The sequence below is a fragment of the Mesorhizobium sp. B2-6-1 genome (genome assembly GCF_006440475.1).
In the GTDB taxonomy this organism is placed as follows: domain Bacteria; phylum Pseudomonadota; class Alphaproteobacteria; order Rhizobiales; family Rhizobiaceae; genus Mesorhizobium.
This window is the reverse complement of record NZ_VFUH01000028.1, coordinates 1-23,372: the sequence shown is the minus strand read 5'-3', so window position 1 is coordinate 23,372 and position 23,372 is coordinate 1. Positions and strand designations below refer to the sequence as shown.

Here is a 23,372-nt window from a genome sequence, read left to right as displayed (position 1 = left end):
ACCGCCGCCCCGCCTCATAGGCCCGCCGCGCCCATACCGCCATCTCGTCGGGGTCGTCGAAGGCACTATCGGGAATGCTCCAATAGGGCATCGCCACCAGCTTGCCGTGCCGGGACCCGGTGTAGGTCCACTGCGCGCAGCCGGCGGCCTCGAAATCGGGCGCGCTTTGCTCGTCCGCTTTCAGCATCAATTCGCCGCGCAGCACGATGGCGACGATGACGCCGTCGGCATAGATGCCCTTGCCGCCGAACAGTTTGCGGATGCTGACCGGGCCCAGGCTCTGGAAGAGTTCTTCTATGCGTTCATTGTCCATGCGCGGATCATGTCACCGCGATTCGGCCTTGTCATCGGCGCAACCAAAACCATGCTGACAGATTGAAAGGGGATCGATCGGAGTTCCCGCCATGCCTGTCCTGCTCAAGGGGTCCTGCCGCTGCAATGCCGTTCGTTTCGAGGTGGAAAGCCACACGCCCGTGCCGTTCATGCTGTGCTACTGCTCGATCTGCCGCAAGCAGCAGGGCGGCGGCGGTTTTGCCATCAATCTCGGCGCCGACTACGAGACGATGACCATCCGGGGCAAGAGGAGCCTCGGCGTCTATCGGGCCGAGATCGAGGACGACGAACATCCGCATTGCGAGATCTCGACCGGAGAGCGCAATTTCTGCCGCAAATGCGGATCGGCGCTGTGGCTCTACGACCCGACCTGGCCGGAACTCGTCCATCCCTTCGCCTCGGCGATCGACAGCGACCTGCCGAAACCGCCAAGCAAGGTGCATCTGATGCTGAAATACAAGGCCAACTGGGTCGAGCCCGATGTCGGGCCGAGCGACAAGGTGTTCGACGTCTATCCCGAGGAATCGATCGCCGACTGGCATAAGCGGACCGGGACGTGGGTGGAGTGAGTGTCTTCGCTGCGTTCTAAGGGAGGTGAGGAGTGGTCTGCGCAGCAGGCGGGAAGCCAATTGCGCGGCTTTTCGAATGACGAACGCCGGCAGCGGGGCTATCGCTGCCCCTCATCCGGCCCTGGGGGACACCTTCTCCCCGTAAACGGGACGAAGGAAGGTCAGGCGGAGGCGCGTGCTTCTGCCAGCGCCTTGAGGTCGGCCGGCTTCAGTTCGACGGATTCGCCGCAGCCGCAGGCCGAGCTCTGGTTCGGGTTGCGGAAGGTGAAGCCGGTGCGCAGCGTCGTCTGCTCGAAATCCATCTCGGTGCCGAACAGGAAAAGTGCTGCTTCCGGCGCGACATAGACATGGGCGCCGTCGCGCTCGATGTGGTCGTCCTTGGTATTGGGTTCGGTCACCAGGTCGACCGTGTATTCCATGCCGGCGCAACCGCCCTTCTTGATACCGAGGCGAATGCCATGCGCATTCTCACGCGTGGCAACGATCTCGCGCACCCGGTCGGCGGCCTTTTCGGTCATCGTGATGACGGCAAAGCGTCCCATCTTTTTCCTTCTCCATTCCATGCAGGTTCAAGGCCTGCCGAATGATTCCTCACCTAAAATGGTGAAGTTTTGCCACTGGCGCAAGTGTGCCGGACTCGACGTCAGTACCAGCCCACCGCCACCTGCGCCTCTTCCGACATGCGATCGGGCGACCAGGGCGGGTCGAATGTCATGTTGACCTCGACGCCCGACACGCCTTCGACGGCGCCGACGGCGTTCTCAACCCAGCCCGGCATCTCGCCGGCCACCGGGCAGCCGGGCGCGGTCAGCGTCATGTCGATCTTGACCGAACGGTCGTCCTCGATGTCGATCTTGTAGACGAGGCCAAGCTCGTAAATATCGGCCGGGATTTCCGGGTCGTAGACCGTCTTCAGCGCCGAGACGATGTCGTCGGTCAGCCGCGCCAGTTCGTCGGCGGGAATTGCGGAGGCGGAAACCACCGCCTTAGCGGCCGCGTCGGGAACAGCGTCGGTAGCTGTGCTGGCATCTTCCATTATCGTCACCCGAAAAACTTGCGCGCTTTTTCCAACGCATCAGCCAAAGCATCGACTTCGGCTCGCGTATTATACATGCCGAACGACGCCCTGCATGTGGAGGTTACGCCGAAGCGTTTCAACAGGGGCTGGGCGCAATGGGTGCCCGCGCGCACAGCCACGCCTTGCCGGTCGATCACCATCGACACGTCATGGGCATGAATGCCTTGCAGCTCGAACGAGATGATGGCGCCCTTGCCGGGCGCGTCGCCGAAGATGCGCAGCGAGTTGATGGCGCGCAGCCGCTCGTGCGCATAGTCCTTCAAATCGGCCTCGTGCGCGGCGATGCGCTCGCGGCCGATCTTTTCCATGTAATCGAGCGCGGCGCCGAGCCCGATCGCCTGGACGATCGGCGGCGTACCGGCCTCGAAGCGGTGCGGCGGGTCGTTGTAGGTGACGATGTCTTCGGTCACCTCCTCGATCATCTCGCCGCCACCCATGAACGGACGCATGCGCTGCAAGATGTCCTTCTTGCCGTAGAGCACACCGATGCCGGAGGGACCGTAGACCTTGTGGCCGGTGAAGACGAAGAAATCGCAGTCGAGGTCCTGCACGTCGATGGGCATATGGACGGCGCTCTGGCTGCCGTCGACGAGCACGGGAATGCCGCGCGAATGCGCGATGCGCACGATCTCCTTGATCGGCGTCACCGTGCCCAGCGCGTTCGACATCTGCGTGATAGCGACCAGCTTTGTGCGGTCGGTCAGTCGCTTCTCGAATTCCTCGATGTGGAAGACGCCGAGATCGTCGACCGGCACCCAGACCAGTTTGGCGCCCTGCCGCTCGCGGATGAAATGCCATGGCACGATGTTGGAGTGGTGCTCCATGATCGACAGCACGATCTCGTCGCCCTCGCCGATATTGGGCATGCCATAGCCATAGGCGACCGTGTTGATCGCCGATGTCGTGTTCGAGGTGAAGACGATATTGTCGGTGCTCGGCGCATTGAGGAAGCGGCGAACCGTCTCCCGCGCCTTCTCATAGGCGTCGGTCGCTGCATTGGACAGGAAGTGCAGGCCGCGATGGACGTTGGCGTATTCCTGGGCATAGGCGTGCTGGACCGCGTCGAGCACCGCCTGCGGCTTCTGCGCCGAGGCGCCATTGTCGAGATAGACGAGAGGTTTGCCGTAGACTTCGCGTGACAGAATCGGGAAATCGCGGCGGATCGCCTCGACGTCGTAGGTTTCGACTTTCTGGTCCATCATAAGCTCTCTTGAGGCACCGCCTCATTCCGTGCAACGCCCCTCATCCGTCTCGGCGCTTCGCGCCGATCCACCTTCTCCCACAAGGGGAGAAGGTCAGGCGCTCTTCCTTCTCCCCTTGTGGGAGAAGGTGGCCGCGAAGCGGCCGGATCAGGGGTGTTCGCCGGAGCGAGCCCTATCCACTCATCCATGCGCCGCAAACCAGCCGTCGAGCCTGGTCTCCAGGGCCTCGACGATCACCTCGTCGTCCAGTTCCTCGATCACCTCGGCGATGAAGGCCTTCACCAGCAGACCACGGGCGCTCTTCTCGTCGATGCCGCGCGCCATCAGGTAAAACAGATGGTTGTGGTCGATCTCGGTGACGGTGGCGCCATGACCGCAGACCACGTCGTCGGCGAAGATTTCGAGTTCCGGCTTGGTCGAGAACTCGCCGTCGTCCGACAGAAGCAGCGTGTTGCAAGCCATTTTGGCGTTGGTCTTCTGCGCGTATTGATGGACGTTGATGCGGCCCTGGAAGACGCCACGCGCCTTGCCGGTCACGACATTGCGGATCACTTCCGTCGACGTGGTGTGCGGCACCGCATGATCGAGCACCATGGTGGTGTCCGTGTGGGCGTCGCCGGCCAGCAGGTTGATGCCGCGCAATTGGAAGTCAGCGCCCTCGCCCGTCGTCTTCACAACGACCTCCTGGCGCACGAGCTTGCCGCCGGCGTTCATGACGAACAGCGTCAGCTTCGCATTCTTGCCGATATGAGCCTTGAACTGCGCCAGATGCGTTGCCGTGTCCGGCTGCTCCTGGATGATCAGCCACGTCACCTCGGCGCCTTCGCCGAGCACGAGCTGGCTGACCGAGCTGACAAGGGCCGCGCCCTCGCCGGCCTGGCGTTCGACGATCACAGCCTTGGCGTCGGCGCCGGCGCGCACGGCCAGGCGTACATGCGTCTGGCCGCCGGCCTGCAGGTTTTGCAATTCGATCGGCTTTTCCACTTGGGTGCCATCGGCGATGTCGACGAAATAACCGTCGGCGACGAAAGCCGTGTTCAACGCCCCGATGGCATCGTCGCTGCCGTAGGGATCGAGCCCAGGCGCGATGCTGCCGTCGGTCAGTTTCTCCGACAGGCACTGGACGCTGACGCCTTCGATTGCGGGCGTTTTGGCGCTCGACACGCCGTTGAGAAGCGGCAACACGGTGGAACCTTCAACGACTGGCGCGATGGCTTTGGCCACGGCCGTCGGGTCGAAGTCCGGCACCGCATTCAGCAGCCGGCGCAGGTCGGTGTAGTGCCAGGATTCGATACGCCGGGTCGGCAGTCCGTGCTTCACCGCCTCGATGGCGTCGTCGCGCTTCAACATCACCGCGCCGTCGCCCGGCAGCAGCGACAACCGTTCGCCGAAAGCGTCGATCAACGCTGTTTCGGCCGGTGTCCGCTGGGGTTGTGTGTGCATGTTCATCAGTTTGACCTTGCCTTCTGGCATCTCACGCGGCTTCACCGATCACGCCGGCATAGCCATTGGCCTCGAGGTCGAGCGCCAGCGACTTGTCGCCGGACTTGATGACCTGGCCCTTGTAGAGCACGTGCACGGTGTCGGGCACGATGTGTTCGAGCAGCCGCTGATAGTGCGTGATGACGACAATGGCGCGCTCGGGCGAGCGCAACGCGTTGACGCCATCGGAAACGATCTTGAGCGCATCGATGTCGAGCCCGGAATCGGTCTCGTCAAGCACGCAGAGCTTTGGCTCCAAAAGCTTCATCTGCAGGATCTCGGCGCGCTTCTTCTCACCGCCGGAGAAGCCGACATTGAGCGGCCGCTTCAGCATGTTCATGTCCATGTTGAGCGAGCCGGCGGCTTCCTTCACCCGCTTCAGGAATTCGGGGATCTTCAGCGGCTCCTCGCCGCGCGCCTTGCGCTGCTCGTTCATGGCAACCTTCAGGAATTCCATGGTCGCCACGCCCGGTATCTCCATCGGATACTGGAAGGCCAGGAAAATCCCCGACGTCGCGCGCTCGGCCGGATCCATTTCGAGGATCGACTGGCCGTTGTAGAGGATATCGCCCTCGGTGACCTCGTAGTCCTCGCGGCCGGCGAGGATGTAGGACAGCGTCGACTTGCCCGAGCCATTCGGCCCCATGATCGCGGCGACCTCGCCGGCTTTTACCGAGAGATTCAGGCCGCGGATGATTTCGGTGCCGTCATCGACGATGCGGGCATGCAGGTTCTTGATCTCAAGCATTCTTTTCTTCCTGAATATCTGTCCGGTCAGCCGACCGAGCCCTCGAGCGAAATCCCGATCAGCTTCTGTGCCTCGACGGCGAATTCCATCGGCAGCTGCTGGATGACGTCCTTGACGAAGCCATTCACGATCAGCGCGATCGCTTCCTCCTCCGGAATGCCGCGCTGCATGACGTAGAACTTCTGGTCCTCGGAAATCTTCGACGTCGTCGCCTCATGCTCGAACTGAGCCGTCGCGTTCTTGGCTTCCATGTAGGGAACCGTGTGGGCGCCGCACTGGTCGCCGATCAGCAGCGAGTCGCAATTGGTGAAGTTGCGCGCATTGGTCGCCTTGCGATGCGCCGAAACCTGGCCGCGATAAGTGTTCTGCGAAAAACCGGCGGCGATGCCCTTGGAGATGATGCGGCTCGACGTGTTCTTGCCGAGATGGATCATCTTGGTGCCGCTGTCGACCTGTTGGTAGCCGTTCGACACGGCGATCGAATAGAACTCGCCGCTGGAATCGTCGCCGCGCAGGATGCAGCTCGGGTATTTCCACGTGATCGCCGAGCCGGTCTCGACCTGCGTCCACGAGATCTTCGAGCGGTGGCCACGGCAATCGCCGCGCTTGGTAACGAAGTTATAGATGCCGCCCTTGCCCTCGGCGTCGCCGGGGTACCAGTTCTGCACCGTCGAATATTTGATCTCGGCATCGTCTAGCGCCACCAGTTCGACGACCGCCGCATGGAGCTGGTTCTCGTCGCGCTGCGGCGCCGTGCAGCCTTCGAGATAGGAGACGTAGGCCCCCTCCTCGGCGATGATCAGCGTGCGCTCGAACTGGCCGGTGTTCTTCTCGTTCATGCGGAAATAGGTCGACAGTTCCATCGGGCAGCGAACGCCCTTGGGCACGAAGACAAACGAGCCGTCGGTGAAGACGGCCGAATTCAGCGTCGCATAAAAATTATCCGACGTCGGCACGACCGAGCCGAGATATTTCTTCACCAGTTCCGGATGCTCGCGGATGGCTTCCGAGATCGAGCAGAAGATGACGCCCGCCTGCGCCAGTTCCTTCTTGAACGTGGTGACGACGGATACCGAATCGAACACGGCGTCGACGGCGACGCGGCCGGACTTGTAGACATTGTCGCTGGCTTCCTCGAGCTCGGACACATCGGTCTTCTGCACGCCGGCCAGGATCTCCTGCTCCTTCAGCGGAATGCCGAGTTTCTCGTAGACCTTCAAGATCTCCGGATCGACGTCGCTGAGCGAGCTCGGTCCGGGCGTGCTCTTCGGCGCCGCGTAGTAATAGATGTCCTGGAAATCGATCTTGGGATAGTTGACGCGCGCCCAGGTCGGCTCTTCCAGCGTCAGCCAGCGCCGATAGGCTTCCAGACGCCATTCCAGCATCCAGGACGGTTCGTCCTTCTTCGCCGAAATGAAACGGATGATGTCTTCGCTCAGGCCCTTGGGGGCCTTGTCGACAGCTATTTCGGTCTGGAAACCGTATTTGTATTGGTCGACGTCGATCTTTCGGACCCGATCGATCGTGTCCTGCACAGCAGGCATATGCGTTCTCCATCCACGCCGGGGTCAAGGCCCGACAGTTTTCAAACTATGGCACCGCCGGATGAGCACCCAAGGAGCACCCGCGGCGGCGTAAGTTTCATATAGTGCGCCTCGGCCGGAAATTCACCCGGCCAGCATGAAACGCACGGCTCTACCAGGCCGAAAGGCCCAAATTCGTCCAACCGCTACGCGGCCTTCTCCTTGCCCACCCGACGTGCGGCGATTTCTGCCAATGCCAGGCGGAACGCCTCGATGTCCTGCGCGCCGGTCGCCGCGCCGATCGACACGCGCAACGCACCTAGACTGTCACCGTGACCCATGGCCTTCAGCACATGGCTCGGACCGACTTTTCCCGACGAGCAGGCGGAACCCGCCGACAGCGCCACACCGGCCAGGTCGAAGGCGATCTGTACCGTTTCGGCCTTGGCGCCGGGAATAGCGAAGAATGTCGTGTTGGCAAGCCTCGGCGCGTCGGTTCCGAAGATTTCCACGTCCGGTATCAACATTTTAACGATGGCCTCGATCTCGTCGCGGCGCCGACGCAGGGCATCGATGGCCTCCAATCCGATGAGAGCCTCCTGCGCCGCCGCGCCAAATCCCGCAATGCCGGGCAGGTTCTCGGTACCGCCGCGATGGCCCTTTTCCTGGCCACCGCCGTTGATGAGCGGCTTCGGCATCATCAGATCGGCAGCGGCGACGATGGCGCCGACGCCCTTGGGGCCGCCGATCTTGTGCGACGACAGTATCAGATAGTCGGCGTAACCCGCCGAAATGTCGATCGAAATGCGCCCTGCCGCCTGAACCGCGTCTACGACGAGGACACCGCCGACCGACTTTACGATTTCGGCGATACGATCGACCGGCTGGATGACGCCAGTCTCATTATTGGCGGCGTGGATTGCCACCAGCGGCAGGCCGGCGGCCTTATCGTGCGCGGCAAGCGCGTTTGCCATTGCTTCGAGGTCGACAATTCCATTGGCGTCGACGCCGATCCGCGTCACCTGCGAGGCCGGGAAGGACCCGCCGTTCAACAGGCAGGGGTGGTCGGCTTCGCAGACATAGAGATGGCTCATGCGGATGGTCCCGCGCCCCATCCGCCAATCGGGCGTCAGCAGCGTCGAGGCGGCTTCCGTGGCGCCTGACGTGAACACGACATGCCCAGCCTTGGCCTTCACCAATTCCGCCACATCACGCCTTGCAGTTTCGATCAGGCGACGCGCCGCACGCCCTTCGGCATGGACCGATGATGGGTTGGCGGCCACATCGAGCGCCGCGACCATAGCCTCGCGTGCCGCTGCAAGCAGGGGCGCACTGGCATTGTAGTCGAGATAGGCGCGCATTCCGGCCATTTTCTTCCAGTTGGTCCCGTCAGAAGCCATTCCACCGAGATATCGCGTTATTTCCTTGAAATTCCAAGGCAAGCCGTCCTATTTACGCGGCTTGCGGCGCGGGCAGCCGGACGATTGCGTTCCGGCCACCCAGTTTTGAACAATTCTAAACTAGCTTCTATGAAGACGCTCGCCCTGCGTCAAGGCCAGAGGAAGGTTCTCCGGGCGCCGCGCATTCTTATTACCCAAGTTGGAGTATTTCATGCCTGAGGTCATTTTCACCGGTCCGGCCGGCCGTCTGGAGGGTCGATACCAGCCCTCGAAGGAAAAGAGCGCGCCGATTGCCATTGTCTTGCATCCGCACCCGCAATTCGGCGGGACGATGAACAACAAAATCGTCTACGACCTCTTCTACATGTTCCAGAAGCGCGACTTCACCACGCTGCGCTTCAATTTCCGCGGCATCGGGCGCAGCCAAGGCGAATTCGATCACGGTACCGGCGAATTGTCGGATGCGGCCGCCGCACTCGACTGGGTGCAGTCGCTGCATCCGGATTCCAAGAGTTGCTGGGTTGCCGGCTATTCGTTCGGCTCGTGGATCGGCATGCAGCTTTTGATGCGCCGGCCCGAGATCGAAGGCTTCATCTCGGTCGCGCCGCAACCCAACACCTACGACTTTTCCTTCCTGGCTCCCTGCCCCTCCTCGGGGCTCATCATCCATGGCGACGCTGACAAGGTGGCGCCGCCGAAGGACGTGCAAGGCCTGGTCGACAAGCTGCACACGCAAAAGGGCATCACCATCACGCAGAAGACATTGCCCGGCGCCAATCATTTCTTCGCCAACGATGCCGAACTGCTGATCGAGGAATGCGCGGATTATCTCGATCGCCGGCTGGCCGGCGAATTGTCGGATCCGCGCCCGAAGCGGCTGCGCTAAAGGACGGATGATCGCGATGTACCAGCCTCCTCATTTCCAGGAAACACGGCCGGAGGTGCTGCACGGGCTGATCCGGGCACATCCGCTCGGCCTCTTGGTTTCCAGCGGACCCGAAGGGCCGGTCGCCGACGCCATTCCGTTCCTGATCGACGCCGATGTCGGGCCAAATGGCAGGCTGCGCGCACATCTGGCCAAAGCCAATCCGCAATGGCGGCTTATCGCCGACAATCCGGCCTCGACGGTGCTGATCGTCTTCCAGGGCACCGACGCCTATGTGACGCCGTCCTGGTACGAGACCAAGCGCGAGACCGGCAAGGTGGTGCCGACCTGGAACTATGCCATCGTGCAGGTGCGCGGCATCGCGAAGGTGATCGACGATCAGGACTGGCTGGCGCGGCAGATCGCCGACCTGACGGCATCGCAGGAAGGCACGCGTGAGGCGCCATGGGCGATAACGGATGCGCCTGCCCCGTTCATCCAGTCGCAGATCAAGGGCATCATCGGGCTGGAGATCGAGATCGCCGAAATCCATGGCAAATGGAAGGTCAGCCAGAACCGTCCCGTCGCGGATCGCGCAGGCGTTGCGCACGGGCTTGAAAGCGAGACGGCAAATTCGTCCGACATGGTGAACCTGGTAAGGTCCTATGGCGGACTGAACGGCGACTAAATCCCAGGCTCGATGGATCAGACGGCCGTTCGGCTTGTTCGACCGATCAGCCGAAACGTCTGCTTGCGCACCGGCAATCCCGATCGTGTCGGGCTGAAGATGAAGCCGAGCCGGGCAAAGACCAGTCCGCAAACCAGCGCGAAGGCAAAGCCAAGACCAAAGCCGGCGACGGTATCACTCGGATAATGCGCGCCGACGAAGACCCGCGTCGAGGCGATGCAGGCCGTGATCGGCAAGGCGATGTACCAGCGCCGCGGGAACAAAAGCAGCAGGATGCCGAACACGGCCCCCATGGTCGTGGCGTGACCGGACGGGAAACCGGCAAAGCGCGCATCGAAGGCGAAGGGACGCAGCGAGAGCACGCCGAGATCCTGAAAATAGAGCGGACGCGCCCGGCCGACCGCATATTTCAGGACATTGACCAGCAGGCCGGACAGACCGACGGCGCTCAGTGCAAGGAACGCCAGGCAGGTCCAGTTGTAGACGAGCATCAATGACCGCCGCGACAGGCTTCGCCAGTCCGTCAGATTGGCCCCTATGAGCAAGAGTGCCGGCGGGATGAGATACCAGCCGCCCAGGCCGAACTGTGTCAGGAACTCGGCGAGCCGGCCGAAGCCCGCCGACCACCGGCCGTGCAGCAGTCCCGCCGGCGTGTCGAGGCCGACGAACGCCGCTGCCGTGAGCAAAATCCAGGCCGAGATCCAGAGCGGCCATAGGACCTTGGGATACGAGGCGGAACGAGCGGCGAAGCGCCCTCTCACGATCCGCAGCGTGTCGCGGAAATTGCCAACGGACCGACGCACCACCGCAGCGGGCGCAACGGATACGGAAGGGCGCGGTTTCACCAGCATTGAAAACCCGATCCCATTGTCGAACTCATTGGGCGATACGGAAGAGGCCGAGCGACATTTTGTCTCCCGATGAAAAGTTGAGCCCGTCGATCGTCGTAAGATGGCTCGCCGCCTTGCCTTGCCCCGCCAGCGATCCATTGAGTTTCTGCTCATCCTCGACCGGCGCCAGCCCCAGCGCGCAGGCGGGGTCGGCAAGCAGATGCTTTGCCACGCCATCGATGTCGGTCAGTATCGTTTTCGTGCCCACCAGGAACACAAGGCTCGGCTCGTGATACCGCGCCGACGCCAGCACCGAGGTGTCGCAAGGCTTGTAGACGCGCACAGCCTGGTTGATCGCCGGGCTCAGCCATATCGGCTTCAAGGACGGGGCGATGATACCAAACAGCAACCCGTAGGCGATGCCCGCACAGGCGGCGACGGCGCCGATACGGGCAAGCGGCACTTGCAACTGTCGCGAGAAGGCCAGGTAGCCGGCGCCGAGCGCCGACGCGGCGGCCGGAATGCTCCACCACGAGAAAGTATGGGTGAGATAGATCGGGGCGCCCACGCAGACCGCAGCCAGGCCGAGGCTGACCACGACCAGGCCGAATGCAGTCGACCACCACAACCATTGCTGCCAGCGCCGGAGCGGCGCATTGGCTTCCTGCGGCTGCAATGTCAAAAGCCAGCCGATCAGCAGCGCCATGCCGGGATAGGCCGGCAGCACGTAGTGCGGCAGCTTGGTCGGAATCAGTTCGAATACCAGCCAGAAGGGGATGTACCAGGCGAGGCAGAAGCGCAGCCTGACATCGTCGCGCAGCCGGTTGAGGGCTTGCAGGCCGGCGCCGACGGCGATCAGGCCGAACGGCCACATGAACAGCGAATAGGTCAACATGTAGAAGCCGGGCGGCAGGCCGTGCGATTCCTCGCCCTGGGCGACCTTGCCGAGCATATCCTTGCCGACGGCCTGCTGGAGGAAGGCGCCGTGGCTTTTCCAGGTGATCAGGGCGAGCCAGGGCAACACGATCAGCACGACGAGCAGCAGGCCGCGCCCCACCTTGAGCTTCGACAGCCAGCGCCCGTCGCGTTCGAATGCAAACAAGACAGCGATGGTGAGCGCCGACAGCAGTGGGGCGATCGGCCCCTTGATGAGGATCGCGACCCCTTGCGCCAGCCAGAATATCCACCACAGATGGCCGGCGACGGGCTCGTTGCGGCGCGATGCCAGGTAAATCTGCGCCAGCGCGCCCTGCGCCGCCACGCAGCAGGCCAGCAGCATCGCATCGGTCTTGGCGTCGCGGCCCTCGAAGGCGGTGGCGAAGATCGCCGCCATCACCAGGCCGGCGGCGATGCCGGCACTGGCTCCGAAAAGCCTGGTGCCCGTCCAGGCGATGCCGAGAACGGCCAGGGCGATGCCCAGCGTCGACACCAGGCGGTAGACCCATATTGGTGCGGCGGCGCCCTTGCCGCTCAGAGCCACGGCCGCGGATTGCAGCCAATAGATGCCGATCGGCTTCTGGTAGCGCGAAGCGTCCTGAAAGCGGATGTCGACATAATCGCCGCTCTCGACCATCTGCTTGGTGGCCTGGACGAAGCGCGGCTCGTCACGGTCCAGCGGCGGCATGGACGCAAGTCCCGACACCGTCATCACCAGGCTGAACAGGAAAAGAAGGATGTAGTTCCTGTTCAGCGCCATATTCCAGCCTCTCCGACCATTCTTCCCTGATGCGCAAAGCCGCTCAATCGACCTTCGTCATCGCCGCCTTGCGTTCATTGGCGATCAGCCAGAGATTTCTGATGTAGATGAACAAGCCCATGCCCTGGCCGGCGATGAACACCGGGTCCTGCCGCTTGATCGCATAAATCAGCAACAGACCTCCGCCGAACAGCGAGAAGAACCAGAAGGCGATCGGCACGACGCTTCGCTTGGCCTTTTCCGATGCGAGCCACTGCACGACGAAGCGCATGGTGAAAAAGAACTGGGCGACGAAGCCGAGCAGGATCCACGCGTTGAACTGTTCGATGAAGACCCGGTGGATCCAGGTCACCAGTTCCTGAAGCACGTTAACCATGCGTGATTTCCTCTACTTTTGGCATCCGGCGACGCCTGCGGCGCAGCCACCAGACGCCGCAGAGATCGAGCACGCCCTGCAGGCCGCGGTCGAAAATTCCGTAGTTCGACTTGCCGTGGCGGCGGGAGCGGTCGACGACGTCGCAATGCACGACATGGTATCCTTCCTGGATGACCAGCGCCGGAACGAAACGATGGGTGCCGTCGAAGAACGGCAGCTTGCGCAGGATCTCGGTGTGGACCGCCTTCAGGCCGCAGCCTGTGTCGCGCGTCTCGTCATGCAGGATGGCGTTTCTCAGCCAGTTGGCGAACCGCGATGCCAGTTGCTTGACCTTGCTGTCGCGGCGCTTCAGGCGCTGCCCTTGCGCGGCGCCGTAGCCGGGCCCGGCCCGCCGCAAGGCGTCGACCAGCATGGGAATGTACTGAGGATCGTTCTGGCCATCGCCGTCGATCGTGGCGACGATGCTTCCGCGCGCCGCCCAGGCGCCGGAGCGTACCGAGAGGCTCTGGCCGGCGGATTTCTCGTGCCGCAATTCCCTGACTGGAAACGGGCGAAGTGCTGCCTGCCTGGCGAGAACGGCTGCGGTTTCGTCGGTCGAGCCGTCGTTGACGATGATCAGTTCGAAGTCGCGCCCGGTCATCGCCGCCTCGATCTCATCGATCAGCAGCGGCAGGTTTGCCGCCTCGTTCCTGCAAGGAATGACGATGGATATCAATGCGTCCGGCATGTCGCGTGGGGCTCTGTCGTCGGATATGGCATTGGTGGATGCCGTGCGGTGCCGCTTGAGGTCGTGGGCTGCAAGGACCTTTTGGCGCGCGCCTCATTACGCCAGCACAAACAATGAAGCAAGCATCCGCGCCGAGAGGCGGCTTGCGGCGTTTCAACAACAAGTGATTGCCAAGCCCCTGGTCGAAGCGCGATCGGGCGCAAAACCGGAATCCACTTTTGCTGATCGCGCTTGGGTGCTAAACGCGCGCTTTCACATACGCCCGCGCCGGACGGGCGGACGCTTCGGGAAAGAAAAAATGCCTGCCTTCAAATCCGATTTTCTGCGCACGATGAGCGAGCGCGGCTTCATCCACCAGACTTCGGATGATGCCGGGCTGGACGATCTCTTCGCCAAGGAGACGGTGACGGCCTATATCGGCTTCGACGCGACGGCCAAGAGCCTGCACGCCGGCTCGCTGATCCAGATCATGATGTTGTACTGGCTGCAGCAGACCGGCCATCGGCCGATCGCCCTGATGGGCGGCGGCACCTCGATGATCGGCGACCCTTCCTTCAAGGACGAGGCGCGCAAGCTTCTGACCCCGCGCGACATCGACGACAATCTCGCCGGCATCCGCCGCAATTTCATGCCGTATCTCAAATTCGGCAGCGGCCCGAATGACGCGATCATGGTCAACAACGCCGACTGGCTGATGGAGATCAACTACGTCAATTTCCTGCGCGACGTCGGCCGTCACTTTTCGGTCAACCGCATGCTGGCGTTCGATTCCGTCAAGCTGCGGCTCGACCGCGAGCAGTCGTTGTCCTTCCTCGAATTCAACTACATGATCCTGCAGGCCTACGACTTCGTCGAGCTCTACAAGCGCCTCGGCTGCCGTCTGCAGATGGGCGGCTCCGACCAGTGGGGCAACATCATCAACGGCATCGATCTCGGTCGCCGCATGGAGGACGCGCAGCTTTATGCGCTGACGACGCCGCTGCTCACCACCTCGTCGGGCGCCAAGATGGGCAAGTCCGCCACGGGCGCGGTCTGGCTCGATGCCGAGATGCTCTCGCCTTACGAATTCTGGCAGTATTGGCGCAACACCGAGGACGCCGATGTCGGCCGTTTCCTGAAGCTCTACACGACGCTGCCGTTGGATGAGGTGGCGCGCCTGGAGAAGCTCGGTGGGTCCGAGATCAACGAGGCGAAAAAGATCCTCGCCACGGAGATCACCGCGTTGCTCCATGGTCGCGGCGCCGCCGAACAGGCCAGCGAAACCGCACGCAAGACCTTCGAGGAAGGTGCCCTCGCCGAGACGCTGCCGAGCGTCGAGGTTGAAAACGCCAAGCTCGAAGCCGGCGTCGGCATCCTGGCGCTGCTGGTGACCGCCGGGCTGGCGGCGTCCAACGGCGAAGCGCGGCGGCATGTGCAAGGCGGTGCGGTGCGGCTCAACGACCAGCCGGTCAGCGATGACCGCCGCACGGTGACGCTTCAGGATTTGAGTCCGGAAAACGTAGTAAAGCTTTCACTCGGCAGGAAAAAACACATTCTGGTGCGGCCGGTTTGAGGCCCCTTCACCGGTACTCGAAGATCGACCTGAATATCCCCGGCGCGATCACCGAGAGCGGGTTGATGTCGAGCAGCGGCTTGTTGGCGTTGCCCTTGAGCCGGTAGGTCACGCCGATCAGGCCGCGGTCGCGGCCATTGCCCAAAAGCGCGCCGACGATGGGCAGTTCGCCGAAGATGCGGTTGAGGCCGTAGACCGGCATGAAGGTGCCGGTCATGTCCATGTTGTTGTTCTGGTCATAGAGCGTGCCCTGGAACGTCGTGCCGATGCGGGGACCGCGCAGCACGCCATTGGCCAGCCTGAGATAGCCGCTGCCCTTCTCTATCTCGGCGTAGCCGCGTTCGAACTGTACCCGCGAGGTATCGAGCTTGCCCTTGACCGCCTGATTGAGGCTGCGGCTATCGCCTGCCGGGGTGGTCGAGACGATGGACGCGAGCTTCGGTTCGTTGACGACGAAGAAGTTCGTCGTGTCCACCTTGCCCTTCATCGGCCCGTCGCCCGCTCCCGACAAGGCCAGGGCAATCGCCCCACCTTCCATGTGCTCGTAGATGTTGAGGAATCTCAGTATCGCACCGGCGTCCGCCGACTGTACGTTGAGCGAGCGTCGGCCGGCGCTGCTCGTGTTGCTGATGGCTATGGCGGCTCCCGAACTTGCAGTGGCGCTGACCTTCAGCCCGTTCACCTTCGAACCGGCCGCGCTGTAGTCGAGCTTGAGGTTGGACAGTTGCTCGTCGTGGAAACCGGTCAGCCGATCGACGTCGGCGCTGACGGAAATCGCGTCGGCGCCCGTCGTCTTGGTCGCGGTGTCGACGTCGGAGGTGAACTGCTTGATCAGCGAGCGGGCATCCAGGGCGTTGCCGCTGATGTTGACTGCATAGCCCCTGCCCGATCGCTTGACGGATACCGCCACGTCGTCGCCCCGGTTCAGCGCGACTTTGCTGAACTTTGCCGACGACAGGGCCCCGTTGACCAGCACGATGTTGCCGTCGACGGAAAATGTCTTGCCGCCGAGGTCGAAGTCGGACAGCGTCGTGGTATCGCCGGACGTGGTCATGACGAATGTAGCACTTGCGGGAATCCCTGCCCCCTTGCTCCATCCGGCCCAGGGGATGTCGAGCCTGGCATTGGTCAGGTCGGCCGAGACGTTCTGGTTGCCGTCGCCGCTTTTGTCGATCGCGACTTTCACGGTTCCGCCCAGCAACGGGGCCAGCCCCGGCATGGCGGCGGCGCGGATCTTGTCGTCGAGCACCAGGGCCACCTTGCGGCTGCGTGCCGGTCCGCCATTCTCCAGCGGCTCGATCAGGTCGAGTTCGGCCGGAATGCCGTTCAGGGATGCCTTGGCGGAAATCACAGCCTTTTCAGGGTCGACCGTGACGGAACCGTCGGCATCCGTGACGCTCTGGCCTTCGAACGGCTTGGCCAGTGAAAGCCCGCTGTAGTCGAGCGATACCAGCCAATCGAGCTTCGAGCTGTCGACGCCGGATTGCAGCGGAATATCGGCCCTGACATGGCCGGTGACGCTGCCGGACAGGTCTTCGGGCAGGAAGCCGACATGGCGCATGGCATTGATCGGCTCGTAGGAGGCAAGTTCAGCGACCGCGGACGCTTCGCCGGCAACGTCGATGTCGAGCGCGCCGACGACCGGCGGGCGGTTGGCCGCCTTGACCGTCAGCGTGCCGTTGCTGGCCGCCACCGTGCGGCCGCTGGGCATGAAGACAGTACCGGAAGACAGGGAGATATCGACGTCATTGCCGTGGAAGGCGACGACGCCGACGGCATCGCGTATCGGCGGGATGCGGCCAGCCGTGTCGAAACGCGATCCTTCGATCTGGAAGCGGCCGAACACCTCGTCGGCGGAAAGCGGCACGCCATTGCCGAGGCGATCAGGCACCACCTGGAATTGAAGATTGGCATCGACGACGCGGCCGCCGAACAGATTGTCCAATACCCAGAGCCGCGCGTTGCGCGCCGAAAACCATGGCCAAAGCTGCTTGACGTGCGAGACCGGCATGTCGTGCACGTTGAGCGCCAGATTGATGCCGGGAGCCTTGCCGTCAACGAACTCCACGGCCGCGGTTCCAAGGACCTCGCTGGAAGCGGCCGACCGGACTGCGATCTGATCGGCTACCAATTTATGGCTTTTTGTCTGGTAGACGCCGGCGATGCGGGCAAGGAAGGTGAGCGCTGGCTCCGGCGATTCCGAAGGCGCCAGCGTCGAGCCGTCACTGGTCAGATCGTATCGGTAGGCCGGCTCCTCTCCGGCGGCGCCGGTCGCGGGCCTGGGCCCGATCGAGCCGGCGAAATCGAAGGTCGAGCGGCCGGTCTTCAGCAACAGCCTGTCCACCTGGATCTTGTTGCTGCCGCGGACGAGCGTGGCGCCGAGATCGACATCGGCCGACAGCAGGCCACGCGTGCCGAGATCAAGCACCGATCCCCTGGACGACAGGGCAGCCGTCAGCCGCGACGCGGTGTCGTCGGCCCCCTGCGACCCTTTGAGCGTCACGCTGAGCGCCCCCAACTTGCCGCCGGACGCCATTGCGCCGCTTTCGCCGCCGTCTTCGGCGATGCCGACGGTGGCATCCAGCGACATCACGCGCCGGGTCTCGGCATCGCGGCTGGCGGATGCTGCGACGGTCACCGCCTTGCCGTCGACATTTGCCTGCGAGGAGAACTCCATGCCGCCTGTCCCCGACTGCAGGACGACCGCGTCGGCGACTGTGATCAACCTGACCGCCTCGGTGTCGGGCAAAACGAATGCCACATTGTGAAGATCGATACGGTGCAGCGATTCCTCGCGCACCGCATCGAGAGCGTGATTGATGTTGGCAAAGAGCGCATCGGACAGTTTTTCGGGATCGATCAGCCCGTCCCGATTGCGCAGTTCGGCCGTCCAGTCGCCGCCCGACGGCATCGCCGCGGTAACGATGCGCGCATCGGAAATCCTGGCGCTGGTCAGCCGCACCTCGCCTCGAAGCAGCGGCAGCAGGCGGATGCCGAAACGCACCCTGCCCGCATCGGCCATGGGTTTACCGTCGCTGGCCTTCAGGCTGACGTCGCTCACCTGGAGCGCGACGAAGCTCGAACTGTCGAGGGTGATGCGGGCGGGCCCGACCGCAACATCGACATCGACGCCCGCAAGCTTCTCGATGGCGGCCTCCGCCTCGACGCGCAGCCGGTCGGCCCCTATTCCGGAGACACCGATGAGATAGACAGCCACCGCCGCCAGCAGCACCAGCGCAACGGCGCCGGCAAACAGCCGCGATAGGATACGAAAGCCGCGGCCGATCGCCGCCTGGCCGAGCGGCGGAACGCGGCAAGCCGATGGCAAGGCGCCCAGGTCGGTGATTTCATCCCGCCTGAACCTGATCTTCTCGTGCTGCGGTTGCTCCTGATCCACGCAATTTTCCGTTCTACGAACTCGCTCGTGGACGAATCCCCGCTCGACACTATATCGGTGTGGCTTCGCGCGTAACCTCAAACAAGGGCATGGATATGGCTGACCTCAATGTGGGCGATCCCGCGCCGCAATTCGAGTTGCCGCGGGACGGCGGTGGTTCGCTCAGCCTGGCCGGCTTTGCCGGCAGACCTGTCGTCCTCTACTTCTACCCACAGGACGACACCACCGGCTGCACCGCCGAAGCGATCAGCTTTTCGCAGCTGAAGCCGGAGTTCGAGAAGGCCGGCGCCGTCGTGATCGGCCTGTCGCCCGACAGCGCCAGGAAGCACGACAAGTTCAAGTCGAAATACGATCTTACCATCGACCTTGCCTCCGACGAGGAGCGCAAGGTGATCGAGGCCTACCACCTTTGGGTCGAAAAATCGATGTATGGCCGCAAATACATGGGTGTCGAGCGCGCGACGTTCCTGATCGGCCGCGACGGGCGCATCGCCAGGATCTGGCGCAAGGTCCGCGTCAAGGGCCATGCCGAGGAGGTGCTGGAAGCTGTGCGGGCGATTTAAGGGGGCGCCTCCGCGCCCTTGTTTTCAGAAAGCGACGCGAAGCAACCCCATGCTCGCTTTGCGGGCAATTCTTGCCGGCGTCTTGCTTCGGCAAAGCTTTGTTAACCTTAATAATGTGTAGTCGGGCTGTCGTGGTGTCGTAAACGAAAGCTTGGTCCCGTGAACGCAACCGGTCAGTCCGCGATCTTTGGCAGGCGCAAGGAACCGCATACAGTCATCATCGCCCGCGGCAGCGAGATCAGGCACTTCACGATCCGGCCCTGGCTGGTTGTATTTCTCGGTTCGGCGCTGGCGGCGATCGCCATCGGTTACCTGCTGGCCACCTCCTATCTCGTGCTGCGCGACGACCTGATCGGCGCCACCACCGCGCGCCAGGCCCGCATGCAGCAGGCTTACGAAGACCGCATCTCGGCGCTTCGCGCCCAGGTCGACCGCATCACCAGCCGGCAGTTGCTTGACCAGCAATTGATGGAAACCAAGGTGAGCGAGCTTTTGGAGCGCCAGACGCAGCTCAGCCAGCGCCACGGCCGCCTCGGCCCGCTGCTCGACCGCGCCGAAAATGAAGTCGGCGCAGCGACGGCCGAAGATCCGGCAGCGCCGGCAAAGCCTGACAAACACGCCGAAGTGACCGGCAGCATCGCCCAGCCTGCTCAAAGCTACGCGCTGGCCAGCCTCGGCGCCGCCACTGGCACCGCCGACACCAGGCCGTTCTCCCTGTGGGCGACCCGCTCCGATCCGCTGCCGAACGATTCGGCCGCCGATCGTGCCGACAAACTGTTCATTTCGATCAACAAGTCGTTGAAATCCATCGAGAACGACCAGCTCACGCGCATCAGCATACTTGCTGATAACGCCTACAAGAATGCCGACGCCATAACCCAGGCGCTCGAGGCGGCCGGGCTGCCGGTCGACAGTGATTTCGGCAAGAACGAAAGCGATGTCGGCGGACCGCTGATCCCGCTCGACAGCTCGATGTTTTTCGACAGCAAGGTCAAGGAACTGGACGAGGCGCTGGACACGCTCGATCAACTCAAGAAGGAAGCACGCCGGCTGCCGCTCGCCAATCCCGCACCCGGTCATTCCGTCACCAGCCCGTTCGGCGTGCGCACCGACCCGATCCTCGGCACGGCCGCCCTGCATTCGGGAATGGACTTCAGGGCGCCGATCGGCATGGCGGCCAAGGTCACCGCGCCAGGCGTGGTCACCAAGGCCGGCTGGAATGGCGGCTATGGCCGCATGGTCGAAGTCGATCACGGCAACGGGTTTGCCACGCGCTATGGACATCTCAGCGAAATCGACGTGACCGTGGGCGAAAAAGTGGATGCCGGCGCTGTCATCGGCAAGACCGGCAGCAGCGGTCGCTCGACCGGCCCGCATCTGCATTACGAAGTCCGCCACAATGGCGAAGCGATCGATCCTTTGCGTTTCCTCACGGTCGGCAAGAAGGTCGCGCAGTATCTCTAACGCACGGGCCCAGGCCGCCGCCATCCCGCGCCGTCCTCATTGCTTTTTCGCATCCTTGTCGCCGTTCAGGGCTTTTCCCTTTCGGGGCGACCGCAAATTGTCGAAGCCCATATAGTGGTCGGTATCAGATGTGTTCCATCTGCCGCCCAGGCAGATGATGGCAATGGCCGCGGCAAAGATCAGCAAGACATAAATCTTATCCATGTCCCGCTATCTAGGGCGCGGTGATCAGCCGGACACCGGCCGGCTTTTCCGCCGTAGCGGGCGCGTCCCTCAAATGCGGTGCATTTTTGAATTCCATTTGACTGAATAAATATTTGGTGCCAACCTTGCCTCAACCGGGGACGCAAGGCATGGCATTGCGAGGGACCAATCAGGAGTTCGGGCGGCCGTACAACCGGCGCATCGTGCTCGAATCGATCCGCCGGTACGGCCCCATCGCCAGGGGCGATATCGCCAGGCATGTCGGCCTCACCGTTCAAACCGTATCGACCATCGTTCGCGAACTGGAGGAGCAGGGTTACGTCCTGTCCGTACGCGAGGAGCCGAAGGGCCGTGGCCTGCCACCGGCGACGCTGCGCATCAATCCCGAGGGCGGCTATGCCGTCGGCATCCACCTGACGCCGCTGGGGATCGACGCGGCGCTGATCAATCTCAGCGGTGACGTGATCGACAGCTTGCACCGCGAGGCCCCCAACGCGACGCCCGATCATGCGTTCGACCAGGTCCGCGCCATGGTCCGCGACCTGACCGGAACGCGCGCCGCGGGCCGCGTCATCGGCATCGGCATGGCGCTTCCCGGCCCGTTCGGCGTGGACACGATGAGCTTCATCGGGCCGACCACAATGGCCGGCTGGAAGGACGTGGCGCTGCGCGAGCGGCTGACGGCGGCGACAGGATTGCCGGCCTTTTTCGACGGCGACATGGCTGCGGCCGCCATGGGCGAGCGCCTCTACGGCATCGGCGCCCAGCATTCCGAATATTACTATCTCTATTTCGGCGTCGGACTTGGCAGCGCCATGATGCATGACGGCAGCGTGCTGCGCGGCGCCTGGGGCAATGCCGGCGAGATCGGCCATATTCCCGTCGTTCCCAATGGCGAGCTTTGCCCGTGCGGCAATCGCGGTTGCCTCGAACGTTATGTCTCGCTCGAAGCGCGAGGGCGCTGGAAGGGCAGCGATGCCGATTGGGTCGCCGAGGTCGGCCCGATCTTCCGCAACGCCATTGCCATCATCGAGAACCTTTTCGACCCCGAGACGGTCGTGCTCGGCGGGCTGGCGGCGCCGGACCTGCTCGAACGCCTGGCGAGATCGGCTGCGCCTCTGCACAATTCGGTTTCGGCCCGCAAGGACCGCAAGACGCCACGCATCGTCGTCGCCGGCGGCGGCCAGCAAGCCGTGCTGCGCGGCGCGGCCGCATTGGCCGTCTCTGGCGTGTTGTCGCCACGCTTCGGCCAGATGTTCACCGCCGAGCGCGAACGCGGCCGCGATATTCTGACAGCCGGGGAGGTTGCCTGATGAGCGAACCCTTGCTGGTGCTCGACAACGTCACCAAGAACTACGGCGCGATCCAGGCGCTGAAGGGTATCAGCTTCTCGATCGGCAAGGGCGAGGTGGTCGCGTTGCTGGGCGACAACGGCGCCGGGAAGTCGACGCTGGTCAAGATCATCGCCGGCGGCCTGGAGCCCACCTCCGGCCGCATGCTGTTCGAAGGCAAGGAGTTCCTTGCCAAATCCCCCGCCGAGGCCAAGGCGGCGGGCATCGAGACCGTCTATCAGGACCTGTCGCTGTGCACCAATGTCGACGTGGTGGCCAATTTCTTCATGGGCCGTGAGATCACGCGCAAGGTGCTCGGCATTCCAGTGCTCGACGAGCGGGCGATGGAGGCCGTGGTCGGCAAGGCGCTTGCCAGCGCCGGCACCCGTATTCCGTCATTGCGCACCAATGTCGAGCATCTCTCGGGCGGGCAGCGGCAAGCCATCGAGCTCAACCGCTTCGTGCACTGGGGCGGCAAGCTTGTGCTGCTCGACGAGCCGTTCGCAGCGCTTGGCGTCGAACAGACGCGGCGCGGCCTCGACATGATCCGCCAAGTGGCGAACCAGGGCATCGGCGTCGTCATCATCACCCACATCATGCAGCAGGCCTTCCAGGTCGCAGACCGGATCGTGGTGATCCGGCAAGGCGTCGTGGCCGGCGATGTCGCACGCAACAAAACAAGTCCCGATGCGGTGATCAACATGATCACCGGGGAGACGCTTGCCGGTGCCGGACCGGCGGGCTGAGGGACAAAAGAGGGGTCCGGCACTAGAGGAGCCAACGACATGAAACGAATACTTCTTTCTGTCCTAGGTATCCTGGCACTGGCAGTTGCCACGCTCACGCCGGCATTCGCCCAGTCCAAGGGTACCGTCTACTACATGGTGCCGACCTTGCTCGACGAGTTCCAGACCGGCTCGGTGAGCGCGCTGGAACTGTTCCTGAAACAGGTCGGCTACGAGATGAAGACGCTGAACGCCGACAACAAGACCGACGCCCAGCAATCGCAGATGAACGACGTCATCGCGCTGAAACCGAAGGCGATCATCCTGGCCGCCGTCGACTTCAACGCGCTGAAGCCGTCGATCGAGGCCGCGCGCGCGGCCGGCATACCTGTCGTGGAATTCGATCGCCAGATCACCTCCACTCCGTCCGACTTCACCTCGGTAGCCGGCACTGTCGAGATCGGCCACGTCGCCGCCGAACAGGCCGAAGCGCTGCTGAAGGCCAAGAACGGCGCTGTGAAGGGCAAGATCCTGCAGGTGCTCGGCGACCGAAAGATGCGCGGCGTGGCTGAAGATCAGGTCGATGTCGGGGTTGGCAAGCATCTGGTCGGCGACGATG

Annotated in this window: 23 protein-coding genes; 9 read left to right on the top strand and 14 right to left on the bottom strand. The window is 63.2% G+C overall.

Annotation, left to right across the window (positions count from 1 at the left end):
• A partial coding sequence (locus tag FJ443_RS30585) for a TfoX/Sxy family protein (RefSeq protein WP_140666921.1) occupies positions 1 to 313 on the bottom strand: 313 nt, incomplete at its 3' end.
• A gap of 91 nt (positions 314 to 404) precedes the next feature.
• Between FJ443_RS30585 and FJ443_RS30580 the strand changes: the two genes are divergently transcribed.
• Positions 405 to 902 carry a GFA family protein gene (locus tag FJ443_RS30580; protein WP_140560977.1) on the top strand — a complete coding sequence of 166 codons (498 nt, stop codon included), beginning with the start codon at positions 405 to 407 and terminating at the stop codon, positions 900 to 902.
• 161 nt (positions 903 to 1,063) lie between these two features.
• Here FJ443_RS30580 and sufA read toward each other — a convergent pair whose 3' ends face one another.
• The 7 genes from sufA to FJ443_RS30545 form a co-directional block, all read right to left on the bottom strand.
• Positions 1,064 to 1,444: a Fe-S cluster assembly scaffold SufA gene (gene sufA / locus FJ443_RS30575; protein WP_006206001.1), complete on the bottom strand. Its 381-nt coding sequence runs from the start codon at positions 1,442 to 1,444 to the stop codon at positions 1,064 to 1,066.
• Between the two features lie 101 nt (positions 1,445 to 1,545).
• Positions 1,546 to 1,938 (bottom strand): SUF system Fe-S cluster assembly protein, encoded by a 393-nt coding sequence (locus tag FJ443_RS30570; protein ID WP_140547766.1) that lies wholly within the window; start codon positions 1,936 to 1,938, stop codon positions 1,546 to 1,548.
• 5 nt (positions 1,939 to 1,943) lie between these two features.
• Positions 1,944 to 3,179 carry a cysteine desulfurase gene (locus tag FJ443_RS30565; protein ID WP_140494998.1) on the bottom strand — a complete coding sequence of 412 codons (1,236 nt, stop codon included), beginning with the start codon at positions 3,177 to 3,179 and terminating at the stop codon, positions 1,944 to 1,946.
• A 183-nt stretch (positions 3,180 to 3,362) separates the two neighbouring features.
• Positions 3,363 to 4,631: a Fe-S cluster assembly protein SufD gene (sufD, locus tag FJ443_RS30560; RefSeq protein WP_140515796.1), complete on the bottom strand. Its 1,269-nt coding sequence runs from the start codon at positions 4,629 to 4,631 to the stop codon at positions 3,363 to 3,365.
• A gap of 25 nt (positions 4,632 to 4,656) precedes the next feature.
• The gene (gene sufC, locus FJ443_RS30555; protein WP_140624752.1) at positions 4,657 to 5,412 is read right to left on the bottom strand and encodes a Fe-S cluster assembly ATPase SufC; all 756 of its coding nucleotides are present in this window, start codon (positions 5,410 to 5,412) and stop codon (positions 4,657 to 4,659) included.
• Positions 5,413 to 5,438: 26 nt separating this feature from the next.
• The gene (sufB, locus tag FJ443_RS30550; RefSeq protein WP_140666919.1) at positions 5,439 to 6,956 is read right to left on the bottom strand and encodes a Fe-S cluster assembly protein SufB; all 1,518 of its coding nucleotides are present in this window, start codon (positions 6,954 to 6,956) and stop codon (positions 5,439 to 5,441) included.
• 185 nt (positions 6,957 to 7,141) lie between these two features.
• On the bottom strand, positions 7,142 to 8,305 hold the full coding sequence (locus FJ443_RS30545; RefSeq protein WP_140666916.1) for a cysteine desulfurase family protein: 1,164 nt from the start codon (positions 8,303 to 8,305) through the stop codon (positions 7,142 to 7,144).
• Between the two features lie 241 nt (positions 8,306 to 8,546).
• Here FJ443_RS30545 and FJ443_RS30540 point away from each other — a divergent pair, with 241 nt between their 5' ends.
• Together FJ443_RS30540 and FJ443_RS30535 are read left to right on the top strand one after the other, a co-directional pair.
• Complete coding sequence (locus FJ443_RS30540) at positions 8,547 to 9,221, top strand: alpha/beta hydrolase (protein ID WP_140493883.1); 675 nt, start codon at positions 8,547 to 8,549, stop codon at positions 9,219 to 9,221.
• Positions 9,222 to 9,237: 16 nt separating this feature from the next.
• The gene (locus FJ443_RS30535; protein ID WP_140666914.1) at positions 9,238 to 9,888 is read left to right on the top strand and encodes an FMN-binding negative transcriptional regulator; all 651 of its coding nucleotides are present in this window, start codon (positions 9,238 to 9,240) and stop codon (positions 9,886 to 9,888) included.
• 17 nt (positions 9,889 to 9,905) lie between these two features.
• Here FJ443_RS30535 and FJ443_RS30530 read toward each other — a convergent pair whose 3' ends face one another.
• From FJ443_RS30530 to FJ443_RS30515, 4 genes are read right to left on the bottom strand one after another with little or no spacing between them, the layout of a single operon-like run.
• On the bottom strand, positions 9,906 to 10,739 hold the full coding sequence (locus FJ443_RS30530) for a phosphatase PAP2 family protein (RefSeq protein ID WP_140522030.1): 834 nt from the start codon (positions 10,737 to 10,739) through the stop codon (positions 9,906 to 9,908).
• A gap of 25 nt (positions 10,740 to 10,764) precedes the next feature.
• Entirely contained in the window at positions 10,765 to 12,414 is a 1,650-nt protein-coding gene (locus FJ443_RS30525) for a glycosyltransferase family 39 protein (protein WP_181175170.1), read from the bottom strand.
• Between the two features lie 43 nt (positions 12,415 to 12,457).
• Positions 12,458 to 12,790, bottom strand: a complete 333-nt coding sequence (locus FJ443_RS30520) for a lipid-A-disaccharide synthase N-terminal domain-containing protein (protein WP_140493889.1) — start codon at positions 12,788 to 12,790, stop codon at positions 12,458 to 12,460.
• Positions 12,783 to 13,517 carry a glycosyltransferase family 2 protein gene (locus tag FJ443_RS30515; RefSeq protein ID WP_140515786.1) on the bottom strand — a complete coding sequence of 245 codons (735 nt, stop codon included), beginning with the start codon at positions 13,515 to 13,517 and terminating at the stop codon, positions 12,783 to 12,785. The genes FJ443_RS30520 and FJ443_RS30515 overlap by 8 nt, the downstream gene beginning before the upstream one ends.
• Before the next feature lie 298 nt (positions 13,518 to 13,815).
• On the opposite strand from FJ443_RS30515, the gene tyrS reads away from it, so the two are divergent.
• Positions 13,816 to 15,069 (top strand): tyrosine--tRNA ligase, encoded by a 1,254-nt coding sequence (gene tyrS / locus FJ443_RS30510; RefSeq protein ID WP_140666912.1) that lies wholly within the window; start codon positions 13,816 to 13,818, stop codon positions 15,067 to 15,069.
• A gap of 7 nt (positions 15,070 to 15,076) precedes the next feature.
• Here tyrS and FJ443_RS30505 read toward each other — a convergent pair whose 3' ends face one another.
• Positions 15,077 to 18,466: a DUF3971 domain-containing protein gene (locus FJ443_RS30505; RefSeq protein ID WP_140666910.1), complete on the bottom strand. Its 3,390-nt coding sequence runs from the start codon at positions 18,464 to 18,466 to the stop codon at positions 15,077 to 15,079.
• A gap of 95 nt (positions 18,467 to 18,561) precedes the next feature.
• Here FJ443_RS30505 and FJ443_RS30500 point away from each other — a divergent pair, with 95 nt between their 5' ends.
• Together FJ443_RS30500 and FJ443_RS30495 are read left to right on the top strand one after the other, a co-directional pair.
• Entirely contained in the window at positions 18,562 to 19,029 is a 468-nt protein-coding gene (locus FJ443_RS30500) for a peroxiredoxin (protein ID WP_140493897.1), read from the top strand.
• Positions 19,030 to 19,188: 159 nt separating this feature from the next.
• A complete protein-coding gene (locus tag FJ443_RS30495; RefSeq protein WP_140631598.1) occupies positions 19,189 to 20,493 on the top strand; it encodes a M23 family metallopeptidase in 1,305 nt (434 codons plus the stop codon).
• Between the two features lie 36 nt (positions 20,494 to 20,529).
• Here the strand turns inward: FJ443_RS30495 and FJ443_RS31390 are convergent, their stop codons facing one another.
• A complete protein-coding gene (locus FJ443_RS31390; RefSeq protein ID WP_181168489.1) occupies positions 20,530 to 20,697 on the bottom strand; it encodes a hypothetical protein in 168 nt (55 codons plus the stop codon).
• 149 nt (positions 20,698 to 20,846) lie between these two features.
• On the opposite strand from FJ443_RS31390, the gene FJ443_RS30490 reads away from it, so the two are divergent.
• From FJ443_RS30490 to FJ443_RS30480, 3 genes are all read left to right on the top strand, one after another.
• A complete protein-coding gene (locus FJ443_RS30490; protein WP_140666908.1) occupies positions 20,847 to 22,010 on the top strand; it encodes an ROK family transcriptional regulator in 1,164 nt (387 codons plus the stop codon).
• Positions 22,010 to 22,774 carry an ATP-binding cassette domain-containing protein gene (locus tag FJ443_RS30485; RefSeq protein ID WP_140493903.1) on the top strand — a complete coding sequence of 255 codons (765 nt, stop codon included), beginning with the start codon at positions 22,010 to 22,012 and terminating at the stop codon, positions 22,772 to 22,774. The genes FJ443_RS30490 and FJ443_RS30485 overlap by 1 nt, the downstream gene beginning before the upstream one ends.
• 39 nt (positions 22,775 to 22,813) lie before the next feature.
• Positions 22,814 to 23,372 (top strand): substrate-binding domain-containing protein (locus FJ443_RS30480; RefSeq protein ID WP_246681292.1); only part of this gene is annotated, 559 nt, incomplete at its 3' end.

Excerpts from the sequence above, each read along its gene's own strand:
- sufC (WP_140624752.1), bottom strand. The coding sequence starts at position 5,412 with ATGCTTGAGATCAAGAACCTGCATGCCCGCATCGTCGATGACGGCACC.
- FJ443_RS30485 (WP_140493903.1), top strand. The coding sequence starts at position 22,010 with ATGAGCGAACCCTTGCTGGTGCTCGACAACGTCACCAAGAACTACGGC.
- sufA (WP_006206001.1), bottom strand. The coding sequence starts at position 1,444 with ATGGGACGCTTTGCCGTCATCACGATGACCGAAAAGGCCGCCGACCGG.
- sufD (WP_140515796.1), bottom strand. The coding sequence starts at position 4,631 with ATGAACATGCACACACAACCCCAGCGGACACCGGCCGAAACAGCGTTG.
- FJ443_RS31390 (WP_181168489.1), bottom strand. The coding sequence starts at position 20,697 with ATGGATAAGATTTATGTCTTGCTGATCTTTGCCGCGGCCATTGCCATC.
- FJ443_RS30515 (WP_140515786.1), bottom strand. The coding sequence starts at position 13,517 with ATGCCGGACGCATTGATATCCATCGTCATTCCTTGCAGGAACGAGGCG.
- FJ443_RS30580 (WP_140560977.1), top strand. The coding sequence starts at position 405 with ATGCCTGTCCTGCTCAAGGGGTCCTGCCGCTGCAATGCCGTTCGTTTC.
- FJ443_RS30520 (WP_140493889.1), bottom strand. The coding sequence starts at position 12,790 with ATGGTTAACGTGCTTCAGGAACTGGTGACCTGGATCCACCGGGTCTTC.
- FJ443_RS30545 (WP_140666916.1), bottom strand. The coding sequence starts at position 8,305 with ATGGCCGGAATGCGCGCCTATCTCGACTACAATGCCAGTGCGCCCCTG.
- FJ443_RS30490 (WP_140666908.1), top strand. The coding sequence starts at position 20,847 with ATGGCATTGCGAGGGACCAATCAGGAGTTCGGGCGGCCGTACAACCGG.
- FJ443_RS30565 (WP_140494998.1), bottom strand. The coding sequence starts at position 3,179 with ATGGACCAGAAAGTCGAAACCTACGACGTCGAGGCGATCCGCCGCGAT.
- FJ443_RS30500 (WP_140493897.1), top strand. The coding sequence starts at position 18,562 with ATGGCTGACCTCAATGTGGGCGATCCCGCGCCGCAATTCGAGTTGCCG.
- tyrS (WP_140666912.1), top strand. The coding sequence starts at position 13,816 with ATGCCTGCCTTCAAATCCGATTTTCTGCGCACGATGAGCGAGCGCGGC.
- FJ443_RS30525 (WP_181175170.1), bottom strand. The coding sequence starts at position 12,414 with ATGGCGCTGAACAGGAACTACATCCTTCTTTTCCTGTTCAGCCTGGTG.
- FJ443_RS30540 (WP_140493883.1), top strand. The coding sequence starts at position 8,547 with ATGCCTGAGGTCATTTTCACCGGTCCGGCCGGCCGTCTGGAGGGTCGA.
- sufB (WP_140666919.1), bottom strand. The coding sequence starts at position 6,956 with ATGCCTGCTGTGCAGGACACGATCGATCGGGTCCGAAAGATCGACGTC.
- FJ443_RS30530 (WP_140522030.1), bottom strand. The coding sequence starts at position 10,739 with ATGCTGGTGAAACCGCGCCCTTCCGTATCCGTTGCGCCCGCTGCGGTG.
- FJ443_RS30570 (WP_140547766.1), bottom strand. The coding sequence starts at position 1,938 with ATGGAAGATGCCAGCACAGCTACCGACGCTGTTCCCGACGCGGCCGCT.
- FJ443_RS30535 (WP_140666914.1), top strand. The coding sequence starts at position 9,238 with ATGTACCAGCCTCCTCATTTCCAGGAAACACGGCCGGAGGTGCTGCAC.